28 protein-coding genes and 1 pseudogene are annotated in these 26,523 nt (G+C 63.8%); 19 read left to right on the top strand and 10 right to left on the bottom strand.

The genetic code is table 11. The annotated features are described in order from the left end of the window. Window positions 1-4 precede the first annotated feature (4 nt). Window positions 5-310, top strand: a complete 306-nt coding sequence (locus EN808_RS24520; protein ID WP_127275253.1) for an urease subunit beta — start codon at window positions 5-7, stop codon at window positions 308-310. 74 nt (window positions 311-384) lie between these two features. Here EN808_RS24520 and EN808_RS24515 read toward each other — a convergent pair whose 3' ends face one another. Both EN808_RS24515 and EN808_RS24510 read right to left on the bottom strand, forming a co-directional pair. Beyond that, window positions 385-879 (bottom strand): hypothetical protein, encoded by a 495-nt coding sequence (locus tag EN808_RS24515; RefSeq protein ID WP_127275252.1) that lies wholly within the window; start codon window positions 877-879, stop codon window positions 385-387. A gap of 114 nt (window positions 880-993) precedes the next feature. After that, entirely contained in the window at window positions 994-1,371 is a 378-nt protein-coding gene (locus tag EN808_RS24510; RefSeq protein ID WP_127275251.1) for a hypothetical protein, read from the bottom strand. Window positions 1,372-1,535: 164 nt separating this feature from the next. On the opposite strand from EN808_RS24510, the gene ureC reads away from it, so the two are divergent. The 8 genes and pseudogenes from ureC (at window position 1,536) to EN808_RS24470 (ending at window position 7,835) form a co-directional block, all read left to right on the top strand. Further along, on the top strand, window positions 1,536-3,251 hold the full coding sequence (gene ureC / locus EN808_RS24505) for an urease subunit alpha (protein ID WP_189522215.1): 1,716 nt from the start codon (window positions 1,536-1,538) through the stop codon (window positions 3,249-3,251). A gap of 97 nt (window positions 3,252-3,348) precedes the next feature. Continuing rightward, window positions 3,349-3,942, top strand: coding sequence for a hypothetical protein (locus EN808_RS24500; RefSeq protein WP_127275249.1), 594 nt, complete (start codon window positions 3,349-3,351; stop codon window positions 3,940-3,942). Between the two features lie 44 nt (window positions 3,943-3,986). Then, window positions 3,987-4,622 carry a glutathione S-transferase family protein gene (locus tag EN808_RS24495; RefSeq protein ID WP_127275248.1) on the top strand — a complete coding sequence of 212 codons (636 nt, stop codon included), beginning with the start codon at window positions 3,987-3,989 and terminating at the stop codon, window positions 4,620-4,622. A 70-nt stretch (window positions 4,623-4,692) separates the two neighbouring features. Beyond that, window positions 4,693-5,248 (top strand): annotated as a pseudogene (locus tag EN808_RS24490) (urease accessory protein UreE). After that, a complete protein-coding gene (locus EN808_RS24485) occupies window positions 5,241-5,912 on the top strand; it encodes an urease accessory protein UreF (protein WP_135917089.1) in 672 nt (223 codons plus the stop codon). The pseudogene EN808_RS24490 and the gene EN808_RS24485 overlap by 8 nt, the downstream one beginning before the upstream one ends. Further along, window positions 5,909-6,349 carry a DUF3995 domain-containing protein gene (locus EN808_RS24480; RefSeq protein ID WP_127275245.1) on the top strand — a complete coding sequence of 147 codons (441 nt, stop codon included), beginning with the start codon at window positions 5,909-5,911 and terminating at the stop codon, window positions 6,347-6,349. Before EN808_RS24485 ends, EN808_RS24480 begins: the two co-directional genes overlap by 4 nt. Further along, the gene (ureG, locus tag EN808_RS24475) at window positions 6,346-6,987 is read left to right on the top strand and encodes an urease accessory protein UreG (RefSeq protein ID WP_127275244.1); all 642 of its coding nucleotides are present in this window, start codon (window positions 6,346-6,348) and stop codon (window positions 6,985-6,987) included. The genes EN808_RS24480 and ureG overlap by 4 nt, the downstream gene beginning before the upstream one ends. Window positions 6,988-7,067: 80 nt before the next feature. Beyond that, window positions 7,068-7,835 carry a class II aldolase and adducin N-terminal domain-containing protein gene (locus EN808_RS24470; RefSeq protein ID WP_127275243.1) on the top strand — a complete coding sequence of 256 codons (768 nt, stop codon included), beginning with the start codon at window positions 7,068-7,070 and terminating at the stop codon, window positions 7,833-7,835. Between the two features lie 86 nt (window positions 7,836-7,921). Here EN808_RS24470 and EN808_RS24465 read toward each other — a convergent pair whose 3' ends face one another. After that, complete coding sequence (locus EN808_RS24465; protein WP_127275242.1) at window positions 7,922-8,554, bottom strand: HAD family phosphatase; 633 nt, start codon at window positions 8,552-8,554, stop codon at window positions 7,922-7,924. Between the two features lie 243 nt (window positions 8,555-8,797). Between EN808_RS24465 and EN808_RS24460 the strand changes: the two genes are divergently transcribed. Further along, complete coding sequence (locus EN808_RS24460) at window positions 8,798-9,757, top strand: sugar-binding transcriptional regulator (protein ID WP_135882687.1); 960 nt, start codon at window positions 8,798-8,800, stop codon at window positions 9,755-9,757. Window positions 9,758-9,782: 25 nt separating this feature from the next. Here the strand turns inward: EN808_RS24460 and EN808_RS24455 are convergent, their stop codons facing one another. Next, window positions 9,783-9,968, bottom strand: coding sequence for a hypothetical protein (locus tag EN808_RS24455; RefSeq protein WP_135917099.1), 186 nt, complete (start codon window positions 9,966-9,968; stop codon window positions 9,783-9,785). Window positions 9,969-10,078: 110 nt separating this feature from the next. Between EN808_RS24455 and gcvA the strand changes: the two genes are divergently transcribed. From gcvA to EN808_RS24410, 9 genes are all read left to right on the top strand, one after another. Continuing rightward, on the top strand, window positions 10,079-10,984 hold the full coding sequence (gene gcvA, locus EN808_RS24450) for a transcriptional regulator GcvA (RefSeq protein ID WP_135917088.1): 906 nt from the start codon (window positions 10,079-10,081) through the stop codon (window positions 10,982-10,984). A gap of 221 nt (window positions 10,985-11,205) precedes the next feature. Further along, window positions 11,206-12,516, top strand: a complete 1,311-nt coding sequence (locus EN808_RS24445; protein ID WP_127871260.1) for a sugar ABC transporter substrate-binding protein — start codon at window positions 11,206-11,208, stop codon at window positions 12,514-12,516. A 124-nt stretch (window positions 12,517-12,640) separates the two neighbouring features. Next, window positions 12,641-13,513: a sugar ABC transporter permease gene (locus EN808_RS24440; RefSeq protein WP_127275237.1), complete on the top strand. Its 873-nt coding sequence runs from the start codon at window positions 12,641-12,643 to the stop codon at window positions 13,511-13,513. An 11-nt stretch (window positions 13,514-13,524) separates the two neighbouring features. Beyond that, window positions 13,525-14,349 (top strand): carbohydrate ABC transporter permease, encoded by an 825-nt coding sequence (locus EN808_RS24435; protein ID WP_135917087.1) that lies wholly within the window; start codon window positions 13,525-13,527, stop codon window positions 14,347-14,349. Between the two features lie 50 nt (window positions 14,350-14,399). After that, window positions 14,400-15,404, top strand: a complete 1,005-nt coding sequence (locus EN808_RS24430; protein WP_127275235.1) for an ABC transporter ATP-binding protein — start codon at window positions 14,400-14,402, stop codon at window positions 15,402-15,404. Between the two features lie 10 nt (window positions 15,405-15,414). Further along, window positions 15,415-16,185, top strand: coding sequence for an L-iditol 2-dehydrogenase (locus EN808_RS24425; protein ID WP_135917086.1), 771 nt, complete (start codon window positions 15,415-15,417; stop codon window positions 16,183-16,185). 148 nt (window positions 16,186-16,333) lie between these two features. Beyond that, on the top strand, window positions 16,334-17,812 hold the full coding sequence (locus tag EN808_RS24420; protein ID WP_135917085.1) for a mannitol dehydrogenase family protein: 1,479 nt from the start codon (window positions 16,334-16,336) through the stop codon (window positions 17,810-17,812). 15 nt (window positions 17,813-17,827) lie between these two features. Further along, entirely contained in the window at window positions 17,828-18,511 is a 684-nt protein-coding gene (locus EN808_RS24415) for an HAD-IA family hydrolase (RefSeq protein WP_135862634.1), read from the top strand. Then, window positions 18,508-20,094, top strand: coding sequence for an FGGY-family carbohydrate kinase (locus EN808_RS24410; RefSeq protein ID WP_135862633.1), 1,587 nt, complete (start codon window positions 18,508-18,510; stop codon window positions 20,092-20,094). Before EN808_RS24415 ends, EN808_RS24410 begins: the two co-directional genes overlap by 4 nt. A gap of 7 nt (window positions 20,095-20,101) precedes the next feature. Here EN808_RS24410 and ugpC read toward each other — a convergent pair whose 3' ends face one another. From ugpC to EN808_RS24380, 6 genes are all read right to left on the bottom strand, one after another. Further along, window positions 20,102-21,187, bottom strand: a complete 1,086-nt coding sequence (ugpC, locus tag EN808_RS24405; protein WP_127279274.1) for a sn-glycerol-3-phosphate ABC transporter ATP-binding protein UgpC — start codon at window positions 21,185-21,187, stop codon at window positions 20,102-20,104. A gap of 2 nt (window positions 21,188-21,189) precedes the next feature. Further along, complete coding sequence (locus tag EN808_RS24400) at window positions 21,190-22,236, bottom strand: NAD(P)-dependent alcohol dehydrogenase (protein WP_135862994.1); 1,047 nt, start codon at window positions 22,234-22,236, stop codon at window positions 21,190-21,192. Between the two features lie 16 nt (window positions 22,237-22,252). Next, the gene (locus EN808_RS24395; RefSeq protein ID WP_135862630.1) at window positions 22,253-23,065 is read right to left on the bottom strand and encodes a carbohydrate ABC transporter permease; all 813 of its coding nucleotides are present in this window, start codon (window positions 23,063-23,065) and stop codon (window positions 22,253-22,255) included. After that, the gene (locus EN808_RS24390; RefSeq protein WP_127279277.1) at window positions 23,062-23,928 is read right to left on the bottom strand and encodes a sugar ABC transporter permease; all 867 of its coding nucleotides are present in this window, start codon (window positions 23,926-23,928) and stop codon (window positions 23,062-23,064) included. The genes EN808_RS24395 and EN808_RS24390 overlap by 4 nt, the downstream gene beginning before the upstream one ends. 143 nt (window positions 23,929-24,071) lie before the next feature. Continuing rightward, entirely contained in the window at window positions 24,072-25,343 is a 1,272-nt protein-coding gene (locus EN808_RS24385; RefSeq protein ID WP_135917084.1) for an extracellular solute-binding protein, read from the bottom strand. Between the two features lie 242 nt (window positions 25,344-25,585). Then, complete coding sequence (locus EN808_RS24380) at window positions 25,586-26,503, bottom strand: AraC family transcriptional regulator (protein ID WP_135917083.1); 918 nt, start codon at window positions 26,501-26,503, stop codon at window positions 25,586-25,588. Window positions 26,504-26,523 lie beyond the last annotated feature (20 nt).

The following is a 26,523-nucleotide window of genomic DNA, read 5'->3' as shown; positions in this document are numbered from 1 at the left end:
TCCGATGATCCCCGGCGAAATCATCCCTGCCCAAGGCGACATCGAACTCAACAAGGGTCTGCCGACCGTCACCCTGAAAGTGGCCAACAGCGGCGACCGGCCGGTTCAGGTCGGCAGCCATTACCATTTCTTCGAAACCAATGAGGCGCTGACATTCGACCGCGAGAGCGCGCGCGGCATGCGCCTCGACATCGCCGCCGGCACCGCCACGCGCTTCGAGCCGGGGCAGGAACGCGACGTCACGCTGGTGCCGCTTGGCGGCAAGCGCGAGGTCTATGGATTCCAGCAGAAGGTGATGGGTAAGCTGTGAGGACGTCTCATGCGTGGCGCGCAAGGCCGGCGAGCGGCTTCAGGGCAGGCATGAACGCACGCGCTGCGCGTCACTCAGTCCGATGGCTTGGCGGCCGCGTAGATGACGATCTTTCCGGGATCGTCGAACTCCACGGCGAGAACGTCTTGCGCAAGCACGCGCCGCGACTCGATGGCGTTGAAGAGCAGGGCGTTGGCCTCGATCTCCTTGCGCAGCTCGGTAACATCGTCCTGATGCTGCCGGACCTTGTTCTCGATGACCGGCGGCGGGCCGCCTTCGCTGCGCGCCGCATCGGTCAGGAACACGATATCGACCTTGTCGAGCTTGGACGTCTTGCGCACCGTACTGATGTTTTCCCGCGTGCGGTCGATCGCCGAATTGACCTTTCCAATCTCGGCGGTCGTCTTGGCCTCTTCCTGGTTGACTTGCGAGCCGACGATGCGGTCGACGGTTTCCGGGCTCTGAAGGCCCTGCGCGTTCAGCGCGGCCTGGGGGAGGCCCACTGCCAGAAACGCAGCCGCTGCAATGGCATGCAGCCAACGGATATCGGGCAAGGTGGTATCGGTCATCGTTCACTTCCGCGGTTTGTTCCAACGCTCAGGAAACAAAACGACGCCAACCCTGCCACGGTTCCCTCTCCGATTCGGTGGGCGGACCGGATACCGGCCCGCCGCGCCGGGCCTTTAACTCGCCTTTTTGGTGATCAGGGTCAGCGCGCCGTTTGGCTCCATGCTGGCCGCGACCACCTGGGCCGAGGTCATTCCCTTGGCCTGGAGGGCGGACTTCACCTTGGGCGTGGCATCGATCGAGCTGCGCAGCTTCTGCAGGCCGGCATCGCCACGCTGGGTGATCACCTGGTTGACCTGCGTCTGGGTGTCCTTCGGCAACTCGCTGATGTCGACGATGTTGACGCTCTGAATCGCCGGCGCGGCCTGCTGGCCGCCGGGGGCGGCTGGGGCCGGCGCGGTCGGAGCGGGCTGTTGAGCAGGCTGCTGCTGGGCACTGGCGGCACCCGCCAGCATCAGGCTGGCGGCGGTTGCAAGAACTATCGTTTTGCGCATGGATTTTCCTTCCATCGGTTTGGCAAACGGTCGTTTTGGGGTGGCCTGCCAACCTCAACCGCCAAATGGGATCAGAAGGTGTCGCCCAGCGGGTCATTGCGTGACCATTGGGTGGCGGCAATGTGTAGCCGGGTTTCGACCATATCGCATTTCGGGAGCAATCGCTGATGGCCAGACTGAGCCGTGCCGCCTACGCCCAGATGTATGGCCCAACGGTCGGCGACAGAGTGCGGCTTGCCGACACGGAGCTGATCATCGAGGTCGAGAAGGATTTCACCATCCATGGCGAAGAGGTGAAATTCGGCGGCGGTAAGGTCATTCGCGACGGCATGGGCCAGAGCCAGGTTTCCCGTGCCCAAGGAGCGGTCGACACCGTCATCACCAACGCGCTGGTGATCGATGCCAGCGCCGGCATCTTCAAGGCCGACATCGGCCTCAGGGACGGTCGCATCGCCGCAATAGGCAAGGCCGGCAATCCCGACACTCAAGGCGGCGTCACCATCATCATCGGACCCGGCACCGAGATCATCGCCGGGGAAGGCAAGATCCTCACCGCCGGCGGCTTCGACGCGCATATCCACTTCATCTGCCCGCAGCAGATCGAGGAAGCGCTGATGTCGGGCATCACCACCATGCTCGGCGGCGGCACCGGCCCGGCGCATGGCACGCTGGCCACCACCTGCACGCCCGGGCCATGGCACATGGCGCGCATGATCCAGTCCTTCGACGCCTTTCCGATGAATATCGGCCTGTCGGGCAAGGGCAACGCCTCTCTGCCGGCAGCGCTTGAGGAGATGGTGCTGGGCGGCGCCTGCTCGCTCAAGCTGCATGAGGACTGGGGCACGACGCCGGCGGCGATCGATTGCTGCCTGTCGGTCGCCGACGACCACGACGTGCAGGTCATGATCCACACCGATACGCTGAACGAATCCGGCTTTGTCGAGAACACTGTGGCGGCGATCAAGGGCCGCACCATCCATGCCTTCCACACCGAGGGCGCCGGTGGCGGCCACGCACCCGACATCATCAAGGTCTGCGGCCTGCCCAACGTCATCCCGTCCTCGACCAATCCGACGCGGCCCTACACGGTCAACACCCTGGCCGAGCATCTCGACATGCTGATGGTCTGCCATCATCTGTCGCCATCGATTCCCGAGGACATCGCTTTTGCCGAAAGCCGCATCCGCAAGGAGACCATCGCGGCCGAGGACATACTGCACGACATCGGCGCCTTCTCGATCATCTCGTCGGACAGCCAGGCCATGGGCCGCGTCGGCGAGGTGGCGATCCGCACCTGGCAGACCGCCGACAAGATGAAGCGCCAGCGCGGGTCATTGCCGCAGGAGACCGGCGACAACGACAATTTCCGCGTCCGCCGCTACATCGCCAAATACACGATCAATCCTGCCATCGCCCATGGCCTGTCCAAGGACATCGGCTCGATCGCGGTCGGCAAACGCGCCGATCTGGTGCTATGGAACCCGGCCTTCTTCGGCGTCAAGCCGGACATGGTGCTGATCGGCGGCATGATCGCCGCCGCCCCGATGGGCGACCCCAACGCCTCGATCCCGACGCCGCAGCCAATGCACTACCGGCCGATGTTCGGCGCCTATGGCAAAGCCAGGACCAATTCGTCCGTGACCTTCGTTTCGAAAGCCGCGCTCGAGTCGGGGCTGCATGGCCGGCTCGGCGTCGACAAGCAGTTCGTCGCCGTCGAAAACACACGCGGCGGAATCGGCAAGCACTCGATGGTGCTCAACGACGCGACGCCGCATGTCGAGGTCGATCCCGAAACCTACGAGGTGCGCGCCGATGGCGAACTGCTGACCTGCGAGCCGGCGACCGTGCTGCCGATGGCGCAGCGGTATTTTCTGTTTTGACGCGAAATCGGCGACCGCCTCAAGTGGTGCAAAATCCATTGCAGGGAGGATTCCACACCGCAATATGCGGCCTCGAAAAGCCGTATTGTGATTAGGCATGGCCACCGAAATAGCCTCTCCCCACGACATCTTCCCGCATATTCGCATCGTCATGGGCATGGTGATCGGGCTCGGCGTCACTCGCCTTCTGTCGGGGCTGGCTCGCATCGTCCAGCATCCGGGCCAGTACCGGCTCTATCCCGTGCACCTCGCCTGGGTCGGTTCGGTGCTTCTGATGATGGTGCATTTCTGGTGGTGGGAGTTCGGCCTTTACGCCATCGAAACCTGGACCTTCGGCAAGTACCTGTTCATCATCTTCTACGCCATCACGCTGTTCCTGCTGTGCGCGCTGCTGTTTCCGGATTCGATGCTCGATTACACCAGCTACGAGGACTATTTTTACTCGCGCCGCGCCTGGTTCTTCGGCCTTCTGGCGGCGACTTATCTGCTCGATGTGATCGACACCCTGCTGAAAGGGCCGGAGCATTTCGCCCGCTTCGGCAACGAATATCTGTTCCGAACGCCGATCTTCGTCGCGCTCTGCATCGCCGCGATCCTGGTCCGCGACCGCCGCTTCCACATCGCCTTCGTCACGGCGGCGCTGATCTACCAGATATCGTTCATCCTGCGGCTCTTCGACACGATCGTATGACGCCAGCCGATGATCTAGAGTTTCGGGGAAAGGCAGGTTCAGCGATGTACAAGGCCATTGGATCGCGTGGGTCCCGGGTCAGCCGCGTCCTCTGGATGCTCGAGGAACTCGGGCAGCCCTATGAATTCGTCGAGGTCAAGCTCCGCTCGCCGGAAGCCTATGCGCTCAATCCGTCGGGCAAGGTGCCGATCCTCATCGACGGTGAGCTGATCGTGACGGATTCGGCGGCGATCTGCGTCTATCTCGCCGACAAGCACGCCGATAAAGGCATGGGTGCCAATCCGGGCCTTGCGGGCCGTGCCGAGATGGATTCCTGGATGCATTTTGCCCAGAGCGAATTCGAGGCGCCGCTGTGGAACAAATTGCGCCATCGCTTCCTCTTACCCAGGGAAGTGCGGGTCGAGGTCGGCCCCGCGGCGGCCTATGATTTCGCTACGGAGCTCAAGGCACTGGATCGCCGGCTCGGCGACAAACCGTTCGCACTCGGCGACCGGTTTTCCGCCGTCGACGTGCTGCTCGGCGATATGGGCGGCTGGGCCCGAGCCGGCCGCTTCCCGATCGAATCCGACCGCGTCAACGCCTATTTCGACCGCGTGCTGGGCCGCCCAGCCCGCGCCCGTGCCCAAGCCAATGCATCGGCCCGAAAATCGGAATCGGTTTTCGGAAAGCACGATGCATAGATTCAAACATGTTAGAGCGTCCTTTGCGCGTCCAAGGGGACGCGCGGCGCTCTAATGGCGGAGCCATGAAATGAAGCTCAACCTCAACACCGACTTCACCAAATTTCCGCGCGCCGTCTCGGTGCTGCCTGCCGGCACGGCCGCGGCCACCGTGCCTTCCGGCCGTGCGGTCCTCGCCCATGACGAGCGGCATCTGCGCCGCCGCGCCATCGAACTTGCCGACGGCGGCAAGGTGCTGGTCGACCTGCCCGAGCCCGTTGCCCTGAACGACGGCGACCGGCTGGTGCTGGAGGACGGCGGTCATATCGAGATTATCGCGGCGCCCGAAGAGGTCTATGACATCCGCGCCCGCGACGCCGTGCATCTGACCGAACTCGCCTGGCATATCGGCAACCGCCACCTCGCCGCCGGCATCGAGGCGCACCGTATCCTCATCCTGCGCGACCATGTCATCAAGGCGATGCTGGAGGGGCTCGGCGCCACGGTGCGCGACGTCTCGGAGCCGTTCAAGCCGGTGCGCGGCGCCTATTCCGGCGGGCATGGCCATGCCCACGCCGAGGCGCACAGCCATGGCCACGGCGAATCCCATTCGCACAGCCATGCATCACGATCATCATCATGACTGACCAGCCCTCCGGCATCGCCCTGCTGCGGCTGATGGCATGGCTGTCGCCGGCCTTTCCGGTCGGCGGCTTTGCCTACAGCCATGGTCTGGAGCGCGCGGTGCATGACGGGTTGGTGGCCGATGCCGCCGGCCTTGCCAGCTGGCTGGAGACACTGGTCGAGATGGGCTCCGGCTGGAACGATGCCGTGCTGTTCGCCGAGAGCTGGCGCCGCGCCCGCGAAGGCGGCGATCTGGCCGAGGTCGCCGCGCTGGCCGAGGCACTGGCCGGCTCGCGCGAACGCCACGCCGAGGCCATGCTGCAAGGTGCGGCCTTCCTTAAAGCGGCCGGCGCCTGGCCCAATTCCGTGCTGGAGCGCTTGCCGGCCGAATGCGCCTATTGCGTCGCTGTCGGCGCCGTCGCCGGGGGCAATGGCATTGCGCTGCAGGACGCGCTGTCCGCCTTCCTGCAAGCCTTCTTTTCCAACCTCGTCCAGGCCGCGATCCGGCTCGGCGTCATCGGTCAGAACGAAGCCACCGCGCTGCTTGCCGGCTTCGAGCCGCTGGCGCTCTCGACGGCGGCGCGCGCGTCCCGCTCGACATCGGACGATCTCGGCGGCTGCGCCTTCGTCTCCGACGTCATGGCGATGAAGCACGAAACCCAGTATTCGCGATTGTTCCGCTCATGATCCTACTCGCCTTCGTCCTCTCATTCGTCCTGCTGCTGATCACGGCACTGCATGTCTATTGGGGCATCGGCGGCATCTGGCCGGGCAGGGATGCCGCGTCCTGCGCCCATGCCGTCGTCGGTTTTCGCGGCGTCGACGAAATGCCGACACCGATCGCCAGTTTCGCCGTTGCCGCCTGCCTTGGCCTGGCGACGCTGTGGCCGCTGGCGCTCATCGGGTTCTTCGCCTCGCCCTTTCCCAAGGAGGGCCTTGCCGCCACGTCGATGCTGATCGGTCTGGTGTTCCTGGGGCGTGGCATTGCCGGTTTCACGCCCTGGTGGCGCCGGCTGGCGCCGCAACAGCCTTTCGCGTGGCTCGATACCAGTCTCTATTCGCCGCTGTGCCTGCTGATCGGGCTCGGCTTCGCGGCTCTTGCCATTATGGAGTTTCCGATATGACACAAGCTAACGGTCCTCTTCGCATCGGCATTGGCGGCCCCGTCGGTTCCGGCAAGACGACGCTCACCGAAAAACTCTGCAAGGCGCTGCGCGACGAGTTTTCCATCGCCGTCGTCACCAACGACATCTACACCAGGGAAGACGCCATGATGCTGGTCCGGCTGCAGGCGCTGCCGGAGGACCGCATCGTCGGCGTCGAAACCGGCGGCTGCCCGCACACCGCCATCCGCGAGGACGCCTCGATCAATTTGCAGGCGATCGCCGAACTGAACCGCAAATTCCCCGATCTCGACATCATCTTCATCGAATCCGGCGGCGACAACCTGGCCGCCACCTTCTCGCCGGACCTTGCCGACCTGACGCTCTATGTCATCTCGGTCTGCCAGGGCGAGGAGATTCCGAGAAAGGGCGGCCCGGCGATCACCCGTTCCGATTTCCTCATCATCAACAAGAGCGACCTCGCGCCCTATGTGAACGTCAATCTCGATGTCATGGAGAGCGACGCCGGCCGCATGCGCGGCAAGCGGCCGTTCGGCTTCACCGATCTTTCACGCGGCAAGGGCCTGCGGGAGGTGATCGATTTTATCGTCGAGCACGGCGGACTGCGGACCATTGGCGCCGCAAGCACCGCGGCATAGCTGGCCGTCTGCACCAAGCGAAAGCGGTTGCGGGCACCAGCGGAGCGCGGCATTCTTGCCGAAACCGGAGGAATTTTAGCATGAGCATTGCCCGCCTGCAGAAGGAAAAGCTGACCAACCTGCCCTTCTACGAAGAGCGCGTCGATCTCGCCTGCGCCTTCCGCTGGACGGCGCGGCTCAACATGCACGAAGCGGTGGCCAACCATTTCTCGCTGGCCATCAACGACGACGGCACCAGGTTCCTGATGAACCCCAACCAGGTGCATTTCTCACGCGTCAAGGCGAGCGACCTGATCGAGATCGACGCCAACGACCCCGACACGCTTTCGGGGCCTAATGCACCCGACCCGACGGCATGGGGCTTGCACGGCGCCGTCCATCGCAACGTACCGCACGCGCGCTGCGTCATGCATGTCCATTCGATCCACGCCACCGTGCTGGCCTCGCTGGCCGACTCGACGCTGCCGCCGATCGACCAGAATTCGGCAATGTTCTTCAACCGCCATGTCGTTGACGCGCACTATGGCGGGCTGGCCTTCGAGGAAGAGGGCGAACGCTGCTCGCAGCTTCTCGCCGACCCCAAGGTCAAGGTGATGGTGATGGGCAACCATGGCGTGCTGGTCATCGGCGACACCGTCGCCGACGCCTTCAACCGCATGTTCTATTTCGAGCGCGCCGCCGAGACCTACATCAAGGCGCTGTGGACCGGTCGCCCGCTGCGCACGCTCTCCGACGCGATCGCCGAGAAGGCGGCGAGCGAGATGGACGACTATCCCGGCCAGGCCGAGCGTCACCTCGCCGAGTTGAAGGCGATCCTCGACGAGCAGGAGCCGGTGTACCGGAATTAAGCGATCATTTCGCAACGCCGGTAATTGGCGAAACCGTCAGCACCGCCACTTTCTCCCCGTATAGTGACGGGGGAGAAGGAGGCTACTCACAGCCCGAGCTGAGCCCGCAATTCCCCGGCGCTGTTGATGACGATGGCGCCGGGCGGTCCTTCCATCGGCTTTTCAGGCCAGAAGATGGTCTTCATTCCCGCCGCCAGCCCCGCCATGGCGCCCGGCCAGCTGTCGTCGACCGCGACGGCGTGCGCGGGATCGACGTCGGCCAGATAGGCGGCGCGCAAGAAAGGCTCGGCGTGCGGCTTGCCGTCGCGCACGTCGTTGCGGCTGATCGTCTTCATGCCGGGATAGGTGAGGCCGACCATGCGCAGATTGGCGTCGACGATCATCCGGTCCGAATTGGACACCACCGCCTGCTGCACGCCGAGCGCGTGCAGTTCGTGGAAGACCTCGATAGCGCCTGGGCGCGGCTTCAGCCCTTCGACCAGCGGCAGGTAATGCTCATATTTGTGAACGATCCACTCGTCGAAGGGCAGTCGCAGCCCGAACTCGTCGCGCATCATTTCGTAGACCGGCCAGGCGGCGACGCCCAGCACGCGCTCATGCAGATCGTCAGGCGGCGTCAGGCCGGCATTGCGCATCGCTGCAATGAGGGCTGCCTCATGCAGCGGTTCGCTGTCGACCAGCGTGCCGTCCATGTCCCAGAAAACCGCCTTCGGTGTCATGCAGCGCTCCTTTTTGCGATCCCTTAAAGGGTTTGCGGCGGGAGATAAACCTTTGGCGGCCATAGAACATGCCTTCAAAGCGAAACGGAACCCGCCGCGTTTTCTCCGACCGGGTATTGGCCGAGAAACCTCCGCTGTATCAGCGTAAGCATTTGCTCTTGAGATTGACAATTGCGCAGGCGGCCATTCCCTGCGAAACTGATACGGATCGCCTGATGATCGGCGGGTTTCGGGAGGCAGGACGTGAATAGCCGGCAGGATGGCGGCAGCAACAGGCTGGACGACGCGGCGCGCGCCGGCTGGCTCTATTATGTTGCCGGCAACACACAGGACCAGATCGCGGCCACGCTTGGCATATCGAGGCAGACGGCGCAGCGGCTGGTGTCGCTGGCGGTGTCGGAAGGCTTGATCAAGGTCCGCGTCGATCATCCGATCGCCAACTGCCTGGACCTTGCCGCGCGGCTGAAATCACGCTTCGCGCTCGACCTTGTCGAGGTGGTGCCGAGCGATCCCAACTCATCCTCCACCACCATCGGCATCGCCGAAGCGGCCGCCGCCGAGATCGAACGGCGGCTGCGGTCGCCGACACCGATCGTCATGGGCATCGGTACCGGACGCACGCTGAAGGCGGCGATCGAACAATTGCCGCCGATGGAATGCCCGCAGCATAAGGTGGTGTCCTTGACCGGCAACATCTCGCCGGACGGTTCGGCCGCCTTCTACAACGTCATCTTCACAATGGCCGACAGGGTCAAGGCGCGGTCCTTCCCGATGCCGCTGCCGGTCATCGCCTCCTCGCCGCAGGAGCGCGAAATGCTGCTCAACCAGCCGATGATACAGCCGACGCTGGCGCTTGCCGGCGAGGCCGATGTCACCTTCATCGGTATTGGCGACCTCGGCCCGAAGGCGCCGCTCTACGAGGACGGCTTCATTTCCGAAAGCGAGCTGAAAGCCTTGCAGAAGGCGGGCGGCGTCGCCGAAATCGTCGGCTGGGTGTTCGATCGCGAGGGCCGCATGATCGAAGGCATCACCAATGACCGGGTGTCGTCGGCGGCGCTGCCGTCGCGCGAGAAGTCGCTGGTTATCGCGCTCGCCATGGGCGAGCGTAAGCTGCCGGGAATCCTGGCGGCCGTGAACCGGCGGCTGGTCAACGGGCTCATCACCGACGAGCGGACGGCGACCGCCCTGCTGGCCGGTATTTGACGGCTTCCTGATAAAGCCAGCAAGGCTATTGGTGCCGGCTGAAAGGGTCGTTGCCGTCGAGAAAACCGAGGTCGCGCTGCAGATGGGGCGACAGGTCCCTGATGTCGAGATGCGCCTTTTTTCGGGGCCCGAACCAGCCGAATCCGTCCACCAACCACGAAATCCAGCGATGATCGGGAGCGGGAGTGCATTTTTGCTGCGTCATGGTCATGATCGTCAACCTTCGCTATCCTGAACCCGAATGACGGGTTGAGGATGAATGTCGGCCTTGCCGGCCGCCTTTGCCAATCGAACGTCGATAACGACCCATAAGGAGGCTTTATGCCTGACCTCAGCGCGCCGCAGGTTTCGCAACTGCCGCCATTGCAGGCGATCCGGGTATTCGAGGCGGTGGCGCGGCATCTTTCTTTCACCAAGGCCGCCGGGGAACTCGCCATGACGCAAGCCGCGGTCAGCTACCAGATCAAGGTGCTGGAGGAGCGCGTCGGCGCGCCGCTGTTCCTGCGCCGGCCGCGACAGATCGAACTGACCGAAGCGGGCCAGCGCCTAGCGCCGGCTGTCAGCGAGGCCTTTGCCATCCTCAGCCAGGCCTATGCCGCCGCGCGCGGCGGCGCGGACGGGCTGCTATGTGTCACCACGGTGCTGACCTTTGCCTCGAATTGGCTGGCGCATCATCTGGGCGCGTTCCAGATCGCGCATCCGTCGCTTGCCGTGCGGCTCGAGACGTCGAGCCGGCTGACGGATTTCTCCCGCGAGGACGTCGACCTCGCCATTCGTTCTGGCGGCGGCAAATGGCCCGGGCTGGAAGCCCACAAGCTGCTCGATGCCGATTTCACGCCGATGCTGAGCCCGAAGCTCGCGGCGAGCGTCGGCGGCATCAACGAACCGGCCGATCTGCTCAAGCTGCCGATCCTCGATCCCAGCGATATCTGGTGGACGCGATGGTTCGAGGCCGCCGGCGTGCACAGCCATGACCTTGCCAGGCGGCCCGGCAGCAGCATGGGCGCGCAAGCCTATGAAGCCAACGCGGCCATATCGGGCCACGGCGTGGCGATCCTGACCCGGGCCCTGTTCAAGGCCGAACTCGCCGACGGCCGTCTGATCCAGCCGTTCGACCTGGTCGGCGACGACGGCCACGCCTACTGGTTGGTCTATCCGGAAGCCCGCCGCAACGTGCCCAAGATCCGCGCCTTCCGCGATTGGCTGCTGGCCGAGATCGCCTGCTGACGGGTTCGTCGCGCCCGCTTCGATCCTGGACCCCTTCCTGTCCCGTTGCCTGATATCCGGCACGCGCCCGGCTCGTCGTCTCCAACTTCCATCCGTCGGCGGTCCATCGGCAAGCCCGGTGCTGCGCTGCAGCATCGAATCCGGCTTGACATAATTCACACTTAGTGAGTAATTGCTCACAGCCAAGGCAAATGCTCATCTTGGTCCATGGGAGGAATTTGATGAAACTTCGTACGCTCATCCTGGGCTTGTGCTCGGCCAGCGCGCTGGCTTTCGCCGCACATGCCGAATCCATCACCATCGCCACCGTCAACAATGGCGATATGGTCCGCATGCAGAAGCTGACCGACGACTTCACCAAGGCCAACCCCGACATCCAGCTCAACTGGGTCACGCTCGAAGAGAACGTGCTGCGCGAGCGTGTCACCACCGACATCGCCACCAAGGGCGGCCAGTATGACGTGATGACCATCGGCACCTACGAGGTTCCGATCTGGGCCAAGCAGAGCTGGCTGCTGCCGCTCGACAAGCTCGGCGACGACTACGACGCCAAGGACATCATCCCGGCCATCGCCGGCGGCCTCTCGGTCGACGGCAAGCTCTATGCCGCGCCGTTCTACGGCGAAAGCTCCTTCGTCATGTACCGCAAGGACCTGATGGAGAAGGCTGGGCTGAAGATGCCCGATGCGCCGACCTGGGACTTCATCAAACAGGCCGCCGACAAGATGACCGACCGCGCCAATGGCGTGAACGGCGTCTGCCTGCGCGGCAAGGCCGGCTGGGGCGAGAACATGGCCTTCCTGACCGCCATGTCGAACTCGTTCGGCGCCCGCTGGTTCGACGAGAACTGGAAGCCGCAGTTCGACCAGCCCGAGTGGAAGAAGACGCTGCAGTTCTATGTCGACCTGATGAAGGCCGACGGCCCCGAAGGCGCGTCCTCCAACGGCTTCAACGAAAACCTGGCGCTCTTCCAGCAGGGCAAGTGCGGCATGTGGATCGACGCCACGGTCGCGGCGTCCTTCGTCTCCGACCCGAAGAACTCGACCGTCGCCGACAAGGTCGGTTACGCCTTGGCGCCTGACAACGGCCTTGGCAAGCGCGGCAACTGGCTATGGGCGTGGTCGCTGGCGATCCCCGCCGGCACGCAGAAGGCCGACGCTGCCGAGAAGTTCGTCTCCTGGGCGACCAGCAAGCACTATGCGGAGCTCGTCGCGTCGAAGGAAGGCTGGGCCAACGTACCTCCGGGCACGCGCTCCTCGCTTTATGCGAACGCCGAGTACCAGAAGGCGGCTCCGTTCGCCAAGATGACACTGGACTCCATCAACGCCGCCGACCCGACGCATCCGACCGTCAAGCCGGTGCCCTATGTCGGCGTGCAGTTCGTCGCCATCCCTGAATTCCAGGGCCTTGGCACAACCGTCGGCCAGCTCTTCTCGGCGGCACTTGCCGGTCAGTCGAGCGTCGACGATGCGTTGAAGCAGGCCCAGGACGCCGCGACCGCGGCGATGACCGAGGGCGGTTATATCAAGTAAGGCTCCTCCCGGTGCCGAATGCCGGTCACCTCCTCGACCGGCAACGGCCGCCCGAAACCCAGTTCGGGCGGCCGCCTTTCCAACGCCTGTGAAAATTCAGTCTGATCCTTGAAGGGTGACCGTCATGGCTACTCAGCAGACCCGTTCGCTTGCCCGATTCATGATGGCGCCATCCGTGGTGCTGCTGCTGGTCTGGATGGTTGTTCCGCTCGCTCTCACGCTGTGGTTCTCCTTCCAGCAGTACAACCCGCTCAATCCGGTTCGCGATGGCTTCGTCGGCCTCTCGAACTACGCGCTGTTCTATTCCAACCCGGCTTTCCTGCAGTCGATCCTCAACACGCTGGTCCTGGTGGTCAGCGTGCTGCTGATCACGGTGATCGGCGGCATCCTGCTGGCACTGCTCATCGATCAGCCGATGTGGGGCCAAGGGATCGTGCGCATCCTCGTCATCTCGCCGTTCTTCGTCATGCCGCCGGTCGCCGCTCTGGTGTGGAAGAACATGATCATGCACCCGCAATATGGCGTCTTCGCCGACATAGCGCGCTTCTTCGGGGCGCAACCGATCGACTGGTTCGGGCAGCATCCTATGACGGCGATCATCATCATCGTCGCCTGGCAATGGCTGCCTTTCGCGACATTGATCCTGCTGACCGCGCTGCAATCGCTCGACGGCGAGCAGAAGGAAGCCGCCGAGATGGACGGCGCCGGCTTCATCAGCCGCTTCATCTATCTGACGCTGCCGCACATGTCGCGAGCGATCACCGTGGTCATCCTGATCCAGACGATCTTCCTGCTCTCCGTCTATGCCGAGATCCTGGTCACCACCAATGGCGGCCCCGGCTATGCCTCCACCAACCTGCCCTTCCTCGTCTACCAGAAGGCGCTGCTGGAGTTCAAAATCGGCCAGGCATCCGCGGGCGGTGTGATCGCCGTCATTCTCGCCAACATCGTCGCCTTCTTCGCCATGCGCGCCGTCGGCAAGAACCTGGACAAGTAAGGGAGGACAAGATGGCACGCGCAGTCACCACCCAGCACAAGACCATAGCGACGGTAGCCGCCTGGATCGTCGCCCTGCTGATCTTCTTTCCGATCCTGTACACGATCATCACCTCGTTCAAATCGGAACAGGAGGCGATCCAGGGCTTCAACCTGATCCCGTCGGGAACCTTCGAAAGCTATTCCGAGGTCCAAGCGCAGAGCGGCTATTTCAAGTTCTTCTTCAACTCGGTGCTGCTCTCGGTCGGCTCGACCGTCCTGGCCCTGCTCGTCGCCATTCCGGCGGCATGGTCGATGGCCTTCTCGCCGACCAAGCGGACCAAGGACATCCTGATGTGGATGCTGTCCACCAAGATGATGCCGGCGGTCGCGGTTCTGTTTCCGATCTACCTGATCTTCCGCGACACCGGCCTGCTCGACAGCCGCATCGGCCTGATGGTCATGCTGATGCTGATCAACCTGCCGATCGTGATCTGGATGCTCTACACCTATTTCCGCGAGATCCCCGGCGAGATCCTGGAAGCGGCCCGCATGGACGGCGCCTCGCTGTGGAACGAGATCATCTATGTGCTGACGCCGATGGCGGTGCCGGGCATCGCCTCGACGATGCTGCTCAACATCATCCTGGCCTGGAACGAGGCATTCTGGACGATCCGGCTGACGACCACGGAAGCAGCACCGCTTACCGCCTTCATCAGCTCCTTCTCCAGCCCGCAAGGCCTATTCTGGGCCAAGCTTTCGGCGGCCTCGACGCTGGCCATCGCACCGATCCTGATCATGGGCTGGTTCAGCCAGAAGCAGCTGGTACGAGGCCTGACCTTTGGTGCGGTGAAGTAACGGAAATTGCCTGAAGCAATCGGCGAAAAATAGCTCTCGGGGAGGAAACCATGGGAAACATCACGCTCAAGAACGTCTCCAAATCCTTTGGATCGACGTCCATCATCCCCGGTCTCGACCTGGTGATCGAGAATGGTGAGTTCGTCGTCTTCGTCGGCCCGTCGGGCTGCGGCAAGTCGACATTGCTGAGGCTGATCGCCGGCCTGGAAGACACCAGCGGCGGCACCATCAACATCGATGGCCGTGACGTAACCGGCGAGGCGCCGGCCAAGCGCAAGCTCGCCATGGTGTTCCAATCCTATGCGCTCTACCCGCATATGACGGTTGCCAAGAACATCGCCTTCCCATTGAAGATGGCGGGCGAGGATCAGGCGACCATCGACAGGAAGGTGAAGGACGCGGCGCGCGTCTTGAACCTCACCAACTATCTCGAACGCCGTCCCGGCCAGCTCTCCGGCGGCCAGCGCCAGCGCGTCGCCATCGGCCGCGCCATCGTGCGCCAGCCCTCGGCCTTCCTGTTCGACGAGCCCTTGTCCAACCTCGACGCGGCACTGCGCGGCACAATGCGGCTCGAAATCAGCGAGCTGCACCATCAGCTCAAGACGACGATGATCTACGTCACCCACGACCAGGTCGAGGCCATGACCATGGCCGACAAGATCGTCGTGCTCAACGCCGGCAACATCGAGCAGGTCGGCTCGCCGATGGAGCTCTACAAGACGCCGCGCAACCTGTTCGTCGCCGGCTTCATCGGTTCGCCGAAGATGAACCTGATCGAGGGCGCACCGGCCGCCAAATATGGCGCCAAGACGATCGGCATCCGGCCTGAACATATGCAGATCTCGACCACGGCGGGCGACTGGAAGGCCGCCGTCGGCGTGGCCGAGCATCTGGGTTCCGACACGTTCCTGCACGTCCAGGCCGATGGTGTCGGGCCGCTGACGGTGCGCGCAGACGGCGAACTGGCGGTCCGCCATGGCGACACCATCTATCTCACGCCCGACCAAGCCAAGCTGCACCGCTTCGGCCCCGACGGCAAGGCGATGGCCCAGTGAGGATGGAGCGGTGAGGCTGACAGGCAAATCGGCGCTGATCACGGGGTCGGCGCGCGGCATCGGCAGAGCCTTCGCCGAAGCCTATGTGCGCGAAGGCGCCACCGTGGCGATTGCCGATATCAACCTCGACGCAGCACGCAAGACCGCGGCTGAAATCGGTGACCACGCCTATGCGCTAAAGCTTGACGTCACCGATCAGGCATCCATCGATGCCGCGGTCAAGGCGGTGGAGAGCAGGATCGGCGGCCTCGATATCCTGATCAACAACGCCGCTCTGTTCGACCTGGCGCCGAGCGTGGAGATCTTGAGGGCGAGCTACGAAAAGCTGTTTTCCGTCAATGTCGCCGGCACGCTGTTCATGTTGCAGGCAGCCGCCCGGTCGATGATCGCGCGGGGCAAGGGCGGCAGGATCATCAACATGGCGAGCCAGGCCGGGCGTCGCGGCGAACCGCTGGTCGCGGTCTATTGCGCCACCAAGGCCGCGGTCATCTCGCTGACGCAGTCAGCCGGACTCGACCTGATCAAACACCGCATCAATGTCAACGGCATCGCGCCCGGCGTCGTCGACAGCGACATGTGGGACGAGGTCGATGCCTTGTTCGCCAAATACGAGAACCGGCCGAAAGGCGAAAAGAAACGGCTGGTCGGCGAGGGCGTACCGTACGGCCGCATGGGCAAGCCGGAAGACCTCGCGGGCATGGCCGTGTTCCTCGCCAGCGACGAGGCCGAATACATCGTCGCCCAGACCTACAATGTCGATGGCGGCCAATGGATGAGTTGAGGGGGAAGGCGCTTCTCTCATTTCCTCCAGAGAAGTGCCGAGGGGCGGTGAGGGGCAGCATACTGGAACATCAGGTGCGGCCCCTCATCCTCGCCCTCCCGAAGGAGGCGAAACAGTCGGGCTGCAAATCGGCCAAAGGGTAAAGCAGATGACCGTGAAACTCTCTTCCTCGAGCCTCGCCACGCTTCCGTCCAAGGTCGCAGGTCCGAACTATGACCGGTCGGCGTTGAAAGCCGGCATCGTGCATTTCGGTGTCGGCAATTTCCACCGCTCGCATCAGGCCGTCTATCTCGACGACCTGTTCGGTCAGGGCATCGGCCATGATTGGGCGCTGGTCGGCGCCGGCGTGTTCGACGGCGAGAAGATCGGCCGCGGCAAGCTCGAAGAGCAGGACTGGCTGACCACCGTGGTCGAGCAGGACGAAGGCCACATGAGCGCCCGCGTCACCGGCGCGATGATCGATTTCCTGATGCCGGGCGATGCCGCCGCCATCATCGAGCGGCTGGCCGATCCGGCGATCAGGATCGTATCGCTGACCATCACTGAAGGCGGCTATTTCATCGATCCGGCCTCCGGAGTCTTCAACCCAACTCATCCTGATATTGTCGCCGACGCGCAGCCGGGCGCCTCACCAAAGACCGTGTTCGGCATCATCCTGGCTGGCCTCATGCGCCGCCGTCAGGACGGCATCGTGCCGTTCACCGTCATGTCCTGCGACAACATTCCCCATAACGGCCATGTCACGTCGGACGGTGTGATCGGCCTTGCCCGCCTGATCGACGAGGACCTGGCGAGCTGGGTCAGCGACCACGTCGCCTTCCCGAACGCCATGGTCGATCGGATCACGCCGGCGACCAGCGACCGCGAGCGCAAGATCCTCGCCGACGATTTCGGCCTCGAAGACAATTGGCCGGTGTTCTGCGAGCCATTCCGGCAATGGGTGCTGGAAGACCATTTCACCGATGGCCGCCCGCCGCTGGAAAAGGTCGGCGTGCAGTTCGTCAGGGAGGTCGCCCCTTACGAGCTCATGAAGATTCGCATCCTCAATGGCGGCCACGCCACCATTGCTTATCCGGCTGGGCTGATGGACATCCATTTCGTCCATGAGGCGATGCAGGAGCCGCTGGTGCGCGGCTTCCTCGACAAGCTCGAGCATGACGAGATCATCCCGACCGTGCCGCCCGTGCCGGACACGGTGCTGGAAGACTACTACCAGCTCATCGAGAAGCGCTTCTCCAATCCCAAGATCGGCGACACAGTGCGCCGGCTCTGCCTCGACGGCTCCAACCGCCAGCCGAAATTCATCATCCCGACCATCGCGGACCGGCTGAAGGCGGGCAAAGGCGTTACCGGACTGGCGCTGGAATCGGCGCTGTGGTGCCGCTACTGCTTCGGCACGACGGACAGCGGCGCCGTCATCGAACCCAACGACCCGAGCTGGGATCGGATGCAGGCAACGGCAAAGGCGGCAAAGGCCGCGCCTGCCGCCTGGCTTGCGATGGACGACATCTATGGCGATGTCGGCCGCGCCACCGCCTTCGTCGAGGCCTTCGCCCACGCGCTCAACGTGCTCTGGGCCAATGGCACGCGCGCCACGCTGACGCGCTACATCGCCGGCAAGCTCTGAGAGCCAGCCGGCACCATGACGCCTGAACTGGTCATCTTCGACTGCGACGGCGTGCTGGTCGACAGCGAGGCGCTCTCCGTCTCGGCGCTGCTCGGCATGATCGAACTTGCCGGTGGCAGCATAGGCGAAGACGCCGCCTACGAGCATTTCCTAGGCAAGAGCATGAAGAGCGTGCGCGAGATCCTCGGCCGCGACTTCGGCCTGGAGATCACCGACCGGCATCTCACCGCCCTGCGCGTTGACCTCATGCGAAAGTTCCGCGAGGAGCTGAAGCCGATCGCCGGCGTCAGGGAGATGTTGCCGAAGCTCCGCCTGCCGTATTGCGTTGCCTCTTCCGGTACGCTGGAACGGATTCGTTACGCGCTCGACGTCACCGGTCTGCTCACGCTGATGGAGCCGCATCTGTTCAGCGCCGCCATGGTTGCCAGGGGAAAGCCGGCACCGGACCTTTTTCTCCACGCTGCCGCCAGCATGCGGGCGCGTCCGCGCAACTGCCTGGTCATCGAGGACAGCCCCGCCGGCGTCGCGGCGGCACGCGCGGCCGGCATGCACGTCTTCGCCTTCACCGGCGGCGCGCACGCCGGCAATCCGGGATTGAAAGCGCGGCTTGCGTCGACCGAACCGGACTTTATATTCGCTGACATGCTGCAATTGCCGGATCTGATTGCAGGCCTGGGAGCGAGAGTTAGAGCATCTTGACGAAACAGTTTGTCTGCGCGGTCGATGTCGGCACCGGGAGCGCTCGCGCGGGCATTCTCGACGCCAGTGGCGCCTTGCTCGGCCGTGCCGAGCGGCCGATCGCCATGAATCAGCCGAAGCCCGATCATGCCGAGCATGATTCACGCGACATCTGGTCCGCCGTCTGCACCGCCGTGCGTGCCGCGCGGGAAAAGGCAGGCGTCGCCGCCGAGCATATCGCCGGTATCTCCTTCGATGCCACCTGTTCGCTGGTCGTGCGTGACAGGCAAGGCGGCCAGCTCAGTGTTTCGACCACCGGTGACAAGCGCTGGGACACCATTGTCTGGCTCGACCATCGCGCCATCGCCGAGGCCGACGAATGCACCGCAAGCGGCCACGAGGTGCTAAATTATATCGGCGGCGTCATGTCGCCGGAGATGGCGACGCCGAAGCTGATGTGGCTGAAGCGTAATCTGCCCGGCACGTGGAAAGAAGCCGGCTATTTATTCGACCTGACTGATTACCTGACCTGGCAGGCGACCGGCTCGCTGGCGCGCTCGCAATGCACGCTGACCGCCAAATGGACCTACCTGGCGCACCAGGAAACCGCGTGGCAACGCGATTTCTTCGAACTCGTCGGCCTCGACGATCTTTTTGACCACGGCAATCTGCCGGAGCGGGCCAGCCCGGTGGGTGCCTACATCGGCCCGCTGACGGCGCGGGCAGCGGCAGAACTCGGCCTGACCGAAAACTGCCGCGTCGGCGCAGGCGTTATCGACGCCTATGCCGGCGCGCTTGGCGTGCTCGGCGGCTTCGCCGGCGACGACCAGAATATCGGCCGCCATCTGGCGCTGATCGCCGGTACATCGAGCTGCGTGATGGCCATGTCGCCCGACCCGCAGCCTTTCGCCGGCGTCTGGGGCCCGTACTACGGCGCCGCCCTTCCGAAGCTGTGGCTGTCGGAAGGTGGCCAGTCGGCAACCGGGGCGCTGCTCGACCACATCATCCGCTGGCATGGCGCCGGCGGCGAGCCGAACGCGGCCATGCATGCCAGGATCGCCGCGCGCGTCGCCGAACTGCGCGCCGCCGAGGGCGAGGGCCTTGCCGGCCGGCTGCACGTGCTGCCGGATTTCCATGGCAACCGCTCGCCGCTCGCCGATCCGCACGCGGTCGGCGTCGTCAGCGGTCTGACGCTGGATTCGTCCTTCGACAGCCTGTGCAAGCTCTACTGGCGCACCGCCGTCGGCATTGCGCTCGGCGTGCGCCATGTGCTGGAGGCGCTGAACGAGAATGGCTACCTGATCGACACGCTGCATGTCACCGGCGGCCACACCAAGAACCCGCTCTTGATGGAGCTCTATGCCGACGCCACCGGCTGCACGGTGGTCGAACCGCTGGCCGACGAGGCGGTGCTGCTCGGCACCGGCATGGTCGCCGCGACCGCCGCCGGGCTGTTTCCCGACCTCAACGCCGCCTGCCTTGCCATGCAGCAGGGCGGCAAGAGGCGTGCTGCCAACCCGGCCGCCGGCGCCCGCTTCGATCGCGACTACCGGATCTTCCTGGAGATGCACCGGCAACGCCAGGCGCTTGACGCGATCCGGTAGGCTTTGCCTATTGCTTGCGCAGCGACGCGCCTGATGTCGCGTCGAACAAATGGATGCTTTCTTCCTCGAATGTGTAGCGGACAGGGGCATGCAGCACCGGGCATTCGCGTGCCGGTACCAGTGCGCTGATCTCCTTGCCGCCGGAGCCGAATGTCACCAGAGCGTCATTGCCGTGGAATTCGATGAGATCGGCGGTGCCTTGCAATATGCCGGCGGCGCCGTCACTGCCTGTCTTCAGGTCCGGGGGCCGGATGCCCAGCACGGCGCGATCGCCAGGCTGGAGATGAAAGCCGGCCCCGTCTAACGAAAGCACCGTTCCGGCGCCGGTCAGCGTCCAGCCGTTCGCCGCCCTGCCGACCGTCACCTCGATGAAATTCATGTTCGGCGTGCCGATGAAGCCGGCCACGAACATATTGCCCGGCCGGCCGTAGATCTCCGCCGGCGAGCCGACCTGCTCGATGACGCCATCCTTGAGCAGCACGATACGGTCGGCTAGCGTCATCGCCTCCAGCTGGTCATGGGTGACGTAGACGGTGGTGGTCTTCAGCGACTGGTGCAGCCGCGCGATCTCGACGCGCATATGGTTGCGCAATTTGGCGTCCAGATTGGACAACGGCTCGTCGAACAGGAACACCTTGGGCGTCTTGATCATCGCCCGGGCGATCGCCACGCGCTGCTGCTGGCCGCCGGAGAGCTCGGCCGGCTTGCGGCCGAGATAGGGGTCGAGCCCGAGCGTCCTCGACACCGCTTCGACCCGCTTGCGGATTTCGGGCGCCGGCACCTTCTGGCGCCGCAGCCCGAAGGCGATGTTGTCGAAGATCGTCATATGCGGGTAGAGCGCGTAGTTCTGGAACACCATGGCGATGCCGCGGTCGCCGGGATCGAGGTCGTTGACTACCTTGCCGCCGATCGAGACCTCGCCGCCGCTGATGTCCTCCAGCCCCGCCAGCATCCGGAGCAAGGTCGACTTGCCGCAGCCGGACGGGCCGAGGAAGACGACGAATTCGTGCTCCTCGATCGCCAGGTTGAGGTCGCGGATCACCGTGGTGGCGCCATAGGCCTTGTCGACATGGGAGCAAACGATCGCGGACATGGTCAGTCCTTTTCGCCGGTAAGCAGGATTTGCAGTTTGACGTCCTGCGGGTTGCCTTCGGCGGCCCGTTCGAACGCCTTGATGCTGTCGGCGAAATCATAGGTACCGGTGATCAGCGGCTTGAGATCGACCTTGCCGGAGGCGATGAGTTGCAGCGCGCGGTCGAAGATGTTGGCGTAGCGGAACACCGTCTCGATACGCACTTCCTTCGAGATCGCCGCCGGAACGTTGAGGCTCACCGGTTCGACCGGAAGCCCGACCAACACCACCGCGCCGCCCGGCCGCACGACGTCGAACAGGTCGGCGAAGGCCTTCGGGCTGCCGCTCGCCTCGAAGACGATGTCGGCGCCCCATTTGTCGGTCGCGGCGGCGACGGCATCGACCAGCGACCGCTCGCCGATATTGACCGGCACGATGCCGGCATATTGCGCGGCGATCTTCAGCTTGGGCGCGGAAAAATCGGAAATCAGCACTTTCGAGCAGCCGCCGGCAAGGGCGGCAAGCGCGATCATGATGCCGATCGGGCCGCAGCCGACGACGACGGCGACATCGCCCGGAACGATGCGGGCACGGCTTGCCGCCTGCATGCCGATGGCGAAGGGCTCGACCATGGCGCCTTCGGCGAAGGAGACATTGTCCGGCAGCCTGTAGGTGAAAGCGGCCGGGTGCACGGCATAGGGAGCAAGAATGCCGTGTACCGGCGGGGTCGCCCAGAAAGTGACGTCAGGGTCGACATTGTAGATGCCGAGCTTTGTCGCGCGCGACGACAGGTTCGGCACGCCAGGCTCCATGCAGACGCGGTCGCCGACCTTCAGACTCCTGACATTGGCGCCGACCTCGACGATTGTGCCCGCGGCCTCGTGGCCGAGCACCATCGGCGCGCGCACGACATAGCTGCCGATGGCGCCATGCGTGTAATAGTGCACGTCGCTGCCGCAGACGCCGACCGTGTGGATGGCGATCTTGACATCGTCTGGTCCGACGTCGAGCGGCAGCGCGATCTCGCGCAACGACAGTTCGCCTTTTTTCTCAAGCACCAGTGCCTGCATCGACGTAAGCCTCACTTCAATTCTTCTTTTGCCGGAAAACGGAATTCAGAAAGCCGCTCAAAACGCCGAGGAAAAGCAGCGGCGGCAGCGACAAAAGCACGACCGAGGCGTTGAGAATTCCCCACGGCACGTTCATGCCTTGCTGGGAGAGTTCGGAGGCGACGATCGGCAAGGTCTTTGCGTTGGAGCTGGACAGCATCAGCGCGATCAGGAATTCGTTCCAGACCAGCACGAAGCTGAAGGCGACCGCGCCGATCAGCGAGCGGGCCGCGACCGGCAGCGCGATCCGCCAGAACACCTCGTAGGCTCCGTAGCCATCGACGAAGGCGGCTTCCTCGATCTCCTTCGGCACGCCCTGGAAAGCGGGGATCGCGAGCCACATGATGACCGAGATGGTGAGCAGCGAGTAGGTGACGATCAAAGCCGGCAAAGTGTCGTAGAGGCCGAGCTGCAGCCAGATCACCATCAGCGGGATCGCCACCGCCACCGGCGGCAGGAAGCGCAGCGACAGCACGAAGAACTGGATGTCGCCGGCCCAGCGGTTGGGATAGCGCGCCACCGCGTACGCCGCGGGCAGGCCAAGCACGACGCCGATCAGCACGGCTATGCCGCAAGCGACGACCGAATTGTAGAGGCCGGTGATGACGCTGTCGCGGCCAAGGATGTAGCTGATGTTGGCAAGCGTCGGCGTAAACACCAGGCGTGGCACGCGGGTGATGATGTCGACGCTGTTCTTCAGCGAGTTGAGCGCCGTCCACAGCAGCGGGAACACCGCGATGAAGCCGGCGAAGGCCAGGACGGCCTTGGCGACGATGCGGCCGGGCTTCATGCCTGCACCCGCTTCCACAGCATGGTGAAGGTGATGACGGTGGCGATCATCATCAGCACCGCCATGGCCGAGGCATAGGACACCTTGCCGGATTCGATGAAGCCTTGCGAGAAGGCGTACATGTCGAGCGTTTCGGTCGCCACGCCCGGCCCGCCGCGGGTCATCACATAGATCAGGTCGAAGGAGCGCAGCGACTCGATCATCTTGACGAACATCAGGCTGATCAACGGCGCCTTCAGCATCGGCAAGGTCACATAGGCGTGGATCTGCCAGCGTTTGGCATGGTCGAGCCTTGCGGCCTCGATTGGCTGCGGCGGCAAGGTCTCCAGCAGCTTCAGCACGATGACGGCGAAGAACAGGCCCCATTGCCAGACGTCGACCGAGGCGACGGCGAACAGCGCCGTCGACGGCTTGGAGAGCGGGTCGAAGATCAGGCCGCCGGTCAACAGCCGATAGGGGTAGGTGGCGATGCCGTAGAGCGGATGATAGGCGAATTTCCACACGAAGGCCGCCGAGACGCGCGGCAACAGCACCGGAATGATGAACAACAGGCAGTAGAGGTTGCGCAGGCGCGGCGCGGCGACCTCGAACATCAGCACGCCGAGCCCGATGGCCACCACCATCGTCGCGACGACGGTGACGACCTCCCACTTCACCGATACCCAGACGGCGTTGAGGAAGCGGCGGTCGGAGAACAGGTCGACAAAATTCGAGAACCAGACCCAGGAATAGGCCGTCGAACTCAGCTCGCGGTTCTGCAAGGCGATGATGATCGCGTAGAGCGTCGGCACCATCGACAGGATCAGCAGAATGACCAGCGTCGGCACGACAAAGGTCACCGGCAGGGATGAACGTCGAGGCATTGGTCTCAGGCCTTGCTGTGTCTCTGATATCTGGACATGACGGAACCGTCGCGCGCTCGGGGGAAAGGCAGGCCCTCCTGCGACGCACAGGTCCCGGCATTTTCCGGGAATGCTTGGGACCGCGCGCCGCAAGAGGGAGGGGGCTATTTCTTCACCAGCTCATTGGCATAGGCCTCGAGCTCGTTGAGGCTGCCCTTGACGTCGGTGCGTGTGCCGGCGATCAGCTCCTCGAGGATAATGCCCCAGCGGTCGCCGAGATCAGGCCAGCGCGGGTCCTGCCAGAAGTTGACAGCCGTCACCTTGCCGGTTTCGGCCAGCGCCTGGCCGAGATCGGCGCCGTAGATATCGGCGAACTCCTTGCTGGACAGGATGCTGGTGCGGTTCAGCTCACCGAACTGGTGGGCGTCGAGCCGGCGCTTCTCGTTTTCCTTCGACGTTGCCCAGGCGATGAACAGGCCGGCGCATTTCTTCGAAGCGTCGTCGGCATTGGCTTTTGCAGCAATGGCGAGGCCATGGCCGTAGCCGCCGCCGGGAAGCGGCGAGGGTGGCGGCAGGAAGCCGATCTTGCCGACCACTTGCGAGGTCTTCGGATCAACCGCCATGCCCGAAAGCGGCGTCGATTCGACCAGGATCGCGACCTGGCCCGACAGGAAGGCGCCGGTCGATTCATCCCAGCTGCCGGTCTGCGTGCCAGGAGCGGAATCCTTGAACAGTTTCAGATAGGTCTCGGTTGCCTTGACGGCGGCGTCCGAATTGAAGGCCGGCTTGTCGCCGTCGAACCATTTGCCGCCATAGGCCTTGAAGAACGGCATCCAGCGCCAGACATTGGCGCCCGAGCCGCGCGCGCCACGCAGCGCGATGCCGTACATGCCCTTGTCGGCGTTGGTCAGTTTCGGCACGTCAGCGATCAGCTCGTCCAGCGTTTTCGGCGGCTGGATGCCGGCGGCCTCCAGCACGTCCTTGCGGTAGACCATCAGGTCGCCGCCGCCGGTCAGCGGCGCGAACCAGACCTTGCCGTCATAGGTGGCAACCTTCTGGCGGCCGGGGTCGAAGTCGGCATAGTCATAATCAGCCGGATAATAATCGGTCAGCGGCACGATCCATTTCGATGAGGCGAACAGCGCCACGTTCGCTTCATCGACATAGTAGACGTTGTAGTTCCCGACCGTGGAGGCGTCCGCGCGCGACTTCGCGCGGCGATCGTTTTCATTGAGATAATCGATCTTGAAGCTCGCGCCGGCAAGCTTCTCGAACTCGGCCTTGGAGTCCTCCAGAAGCGTCAGGCCGTCGCGCGGCTGCGCCAGCACCTTGACCGGTGCCGAGCAGACCGGCGCCTGCGCCAGTGCAATGGTTGAAACGGTAGCGGAAAGCACGAAAGCTGCGCCAAGGCTGGCAGCGAGCCGAACTGGTTTCATGATCTTTTTCTCCTCCAGGAATATTTCGCGGGAAGCGCAGGTCCTCGGGTTACGCGATCCTCACCATCGCCCGAACGACATGCCGCCCATCGCCAAAATGCGCAGTTGCGATGGGCCAAGCTAGAAGCCCCGTTGCAGCAGACCTGTACTTTTATGCATTGTGCAGCGCAAAACCCGGCCTCCCTATGGGGAGCCTGTCACACGAGTATCGATCTGGTCCAAAACGATGATTCAGGAAGCGCTTATGCGCGCATCGCCAGACGCTGTCGCGACAGCTTGCGATAGGATGACGGCGTCATCTTGTGCTTGCGCAGGAAGGCGCGGTTGAAATTGGAGATGTTCATGTAGCCGACCTGGAAACAGATATCGGTGATCGGGACGTCGGTATCGGCCAGAAGCTTGCAGGCCTGCCAGAGCCTGAGCTTGGCAAGATGGTCGCTGAACGAATTGCCGGTGCTCTTCTGGAAGAAGCGCGAGAAAGTGCTTTCACTCATGCCGGCCAGATCGGCCATGTCAGGCAGTTTGAGATCCTCGGCGAAGTGCTGGAACAGACAGGTCAGCGTGCGCTGGATGATATCGAGCGAAGCGGCGTCGAGAACCGGCGAGAAATCCGGCGACGACAACAGCTCGTATTCGTCGGTCCTGGCCAGCAGGTCGACCAGTTCGAGGAACAGGCAGAGGCGGGCGAGCCCCTGCACCGTGCCCATCCGCTCCATGAGCGCGGCGCCTTCAAGCGCGGTTCGGCCGTGGAAGACGATGCCGCGCAGCGACCGCTCCAGGAACGGCTCCAGTTCGCGCAGTTCCGGCAACAATCCCGCCGATCCGCGCAGCCGCTCGGGATCGAATTGCAGCACGATGTCACGGCCCTCGATCAATTCGTCCGGCTGCACCGCGGTGACCCAGTCATGCGGCAGGCCGCCGCCGACGATGGTCAGGTAGCCCGGGCCGAACTCGCCGATATGGTCGCCGACCAGCACGACGCCGGAGGACTTCCTGAGCAGATGGATCTCGTATTCCGGATGAAAATTCCAGACATTGCGTTCCCAGGGATAGTCGTCCAGCCGCCACAGGAAACTGTCGCTCGCCTCGGTGACGATATGCTCGAAGGAAGGCGCCGTGCGCGGGATGGCGGCCGTGTTCTTTCTGCGCCTGAACGCCATCCTGCCTCCCACATTCGCCG

Source organism: Mesorhizobium sp. M8A.F.Ca.ET.165.01.1.1 (assembly GCF_004792065.1).
In the GTDB taxonomy this organism is placed as follows: Bacteria; Pseudomonadota; Alphaproteobacteria; order Rhizobiales; family Rhizobiaceae; genus Mesorhizobium.
This window is presented reverse-complemented; position numbering and strand designations above follow the sequence as displayed.

Coding starts and splice junctions, on each gene's coding strand:
- EN808_RS24440 (WP_127275237.1), top strand. CDS start 12,641: ATGGCTACTCAGCAGACCCGTTCGCTTGCCCGATTCATGATGGCGCCA.
- EN808_RS24435 (WP_135917087.1), top strand. CDS start 13,525: ATGGCACGCGCAGTCACCACCCAGCACAAGACCATAGCGACGGTAGCC.
- gcvA (WP_135917088.1), top strand. CDS start 10,079: ATGCCTGACCTCAGCGCGCCGCAGGTTTCGCAACTGCCGCCATTGCAG.
- EN808_RS24470 (WP_127275243.1), top strand. CDS start 7,068: ATGAGCATTGCCCGCCTGCAGAAGGAAAAGCTGACCAACCTGCCCTTC.
- EN808_RS24390 (WP_127279277.1), bottom strand. CDS start 23,928: ATGCCTCGACGTTCATCCCTGCCGGTGACCTTTGTCGTGCCGACGCTG.
- EN808_RS24380 (WP_135917083.1), bottom strand. CDS start 26,503: ATGGCGTTCAGGCGCAGAAAGAACACGGCCGCCATCCCGCGCACGGCG.
- EN808_RS24445 (WP_127871260.1), top strand. CDS start 11,206: ATGAAACTTCGTACGCTCATCCTGGGCTTGTGCTCGGCCAGCGCGCTG.
- EN808_RS24465 (WP_127275242.1), bottom strand. CDS start 8,554: ATGACACCGAAGGCGGTTTTCTGGGACATGGACGGCACGCTGGTCGAC.
- EN808_RS24415 (WP_135862634.1), top strand. CDS start 17,828: ATGACGCCTGAACTGGTCATCTTCGACTGCGACGGCGTGCTGGTCGAC.
- EN808_RS24495 (WP_127275248.1), top strand. CDS start 3,987: ATGTACAAGGCCATTGGATCGCGTGGGTCCCGGGTCAGCCGCGTCCTC.
- EN808_RS24520 (WP_127275253.1), top strand. CDS start 5: ATGATCCCCGGCGAAATCATCCCTGCCCAAGGCGACATCGAACTCAAC.
- EN808_RS24420 (WP_135917085.1), top strand. CDS start 16,334: ATGACCGTGAAACTCTCTTCCTCGAGCCTCGCCACGCTTCCGTCCAAG.
- EN808_RS24500 (WP_127275249.1), top strand. CDS start 3,349: ATGGCCACCGAAATAGCCTCTCCCCACGACATCTTCCCGCATATTCGC.
- EN808_RS24430 (WP_127275235.1), top strand. CDS start 14,400: ATGGGAAACATCACGCTCAAGAACGTCTCCAAATCCTTTGGATCGACG.
- EN808_RS24385 (WP_135917084.1), bottom strand. CDS start 25,343: ATGAAACCAGTTCGGCTCGCTGCCAGCCTTGGCGCAGCTTTCGTGCTT.
- EN808_RS24400 (WP_135862994.1), bottom strand. CDS start 22,236: ATGCAGGCACTGGTGCTTGAGAAAAAAGGCGAACTGTCGTTGCGCGAG.
- EN808_RS24395 (WP_135862630.1), bottom strand. CDS start 23,065: ATGAAGCCCGGCCGCATCGTCGCCAAGGCCGTCCTGGCCTTCGCCGGC.
- EN808_RS24485 (WP_135917089.1), top strand. CDS start 5,241: ATGACTGACCAGCCCTCCGGCATCGCCCTGCTGCGGCTGATGGCATGG.
- EN808_RS24455 (WP_135917099.1), bottom strand. CDS start 9,968: ATGACCATGACGCAGCAAAAATGCACTCCCGCTCCCGATCATCGCTGG.
- EN808_RS24480 (WP_127275245.1), top strand. CDS start 5,909: ATGATCCTACTCGCCTTCGTCCTCTCATTCGTCCTGCTGCTGATCACG.
- EN808_RS24510 (WP_127275251.1), bottom strand. CDS start 1,371: ATGCGCAAAACGATAGTTCTTGCAACCGCCGCCAGCCTGATGCTGGCG.
- EN808_RS24515 (WP_127275252.1), bottom strand. CDS start 879: ATGACCGATACCACCTTGCCCGATATCCGTTGGCTGCATGCCATTGCA.
- ureG (WP_127275244.1), top strand. CDS start 6,346: ATGACACAAGCTAACGGTCCTCTTCGCATCGGCATTGGCGGCCCCGTC.
- ugpC (WP_127279274.1), bottom strand. CDS start 21,187: ATGTCCGCGATCGTTTGCTCCCATGTCGACAAGGCCTATGGCGCCACC.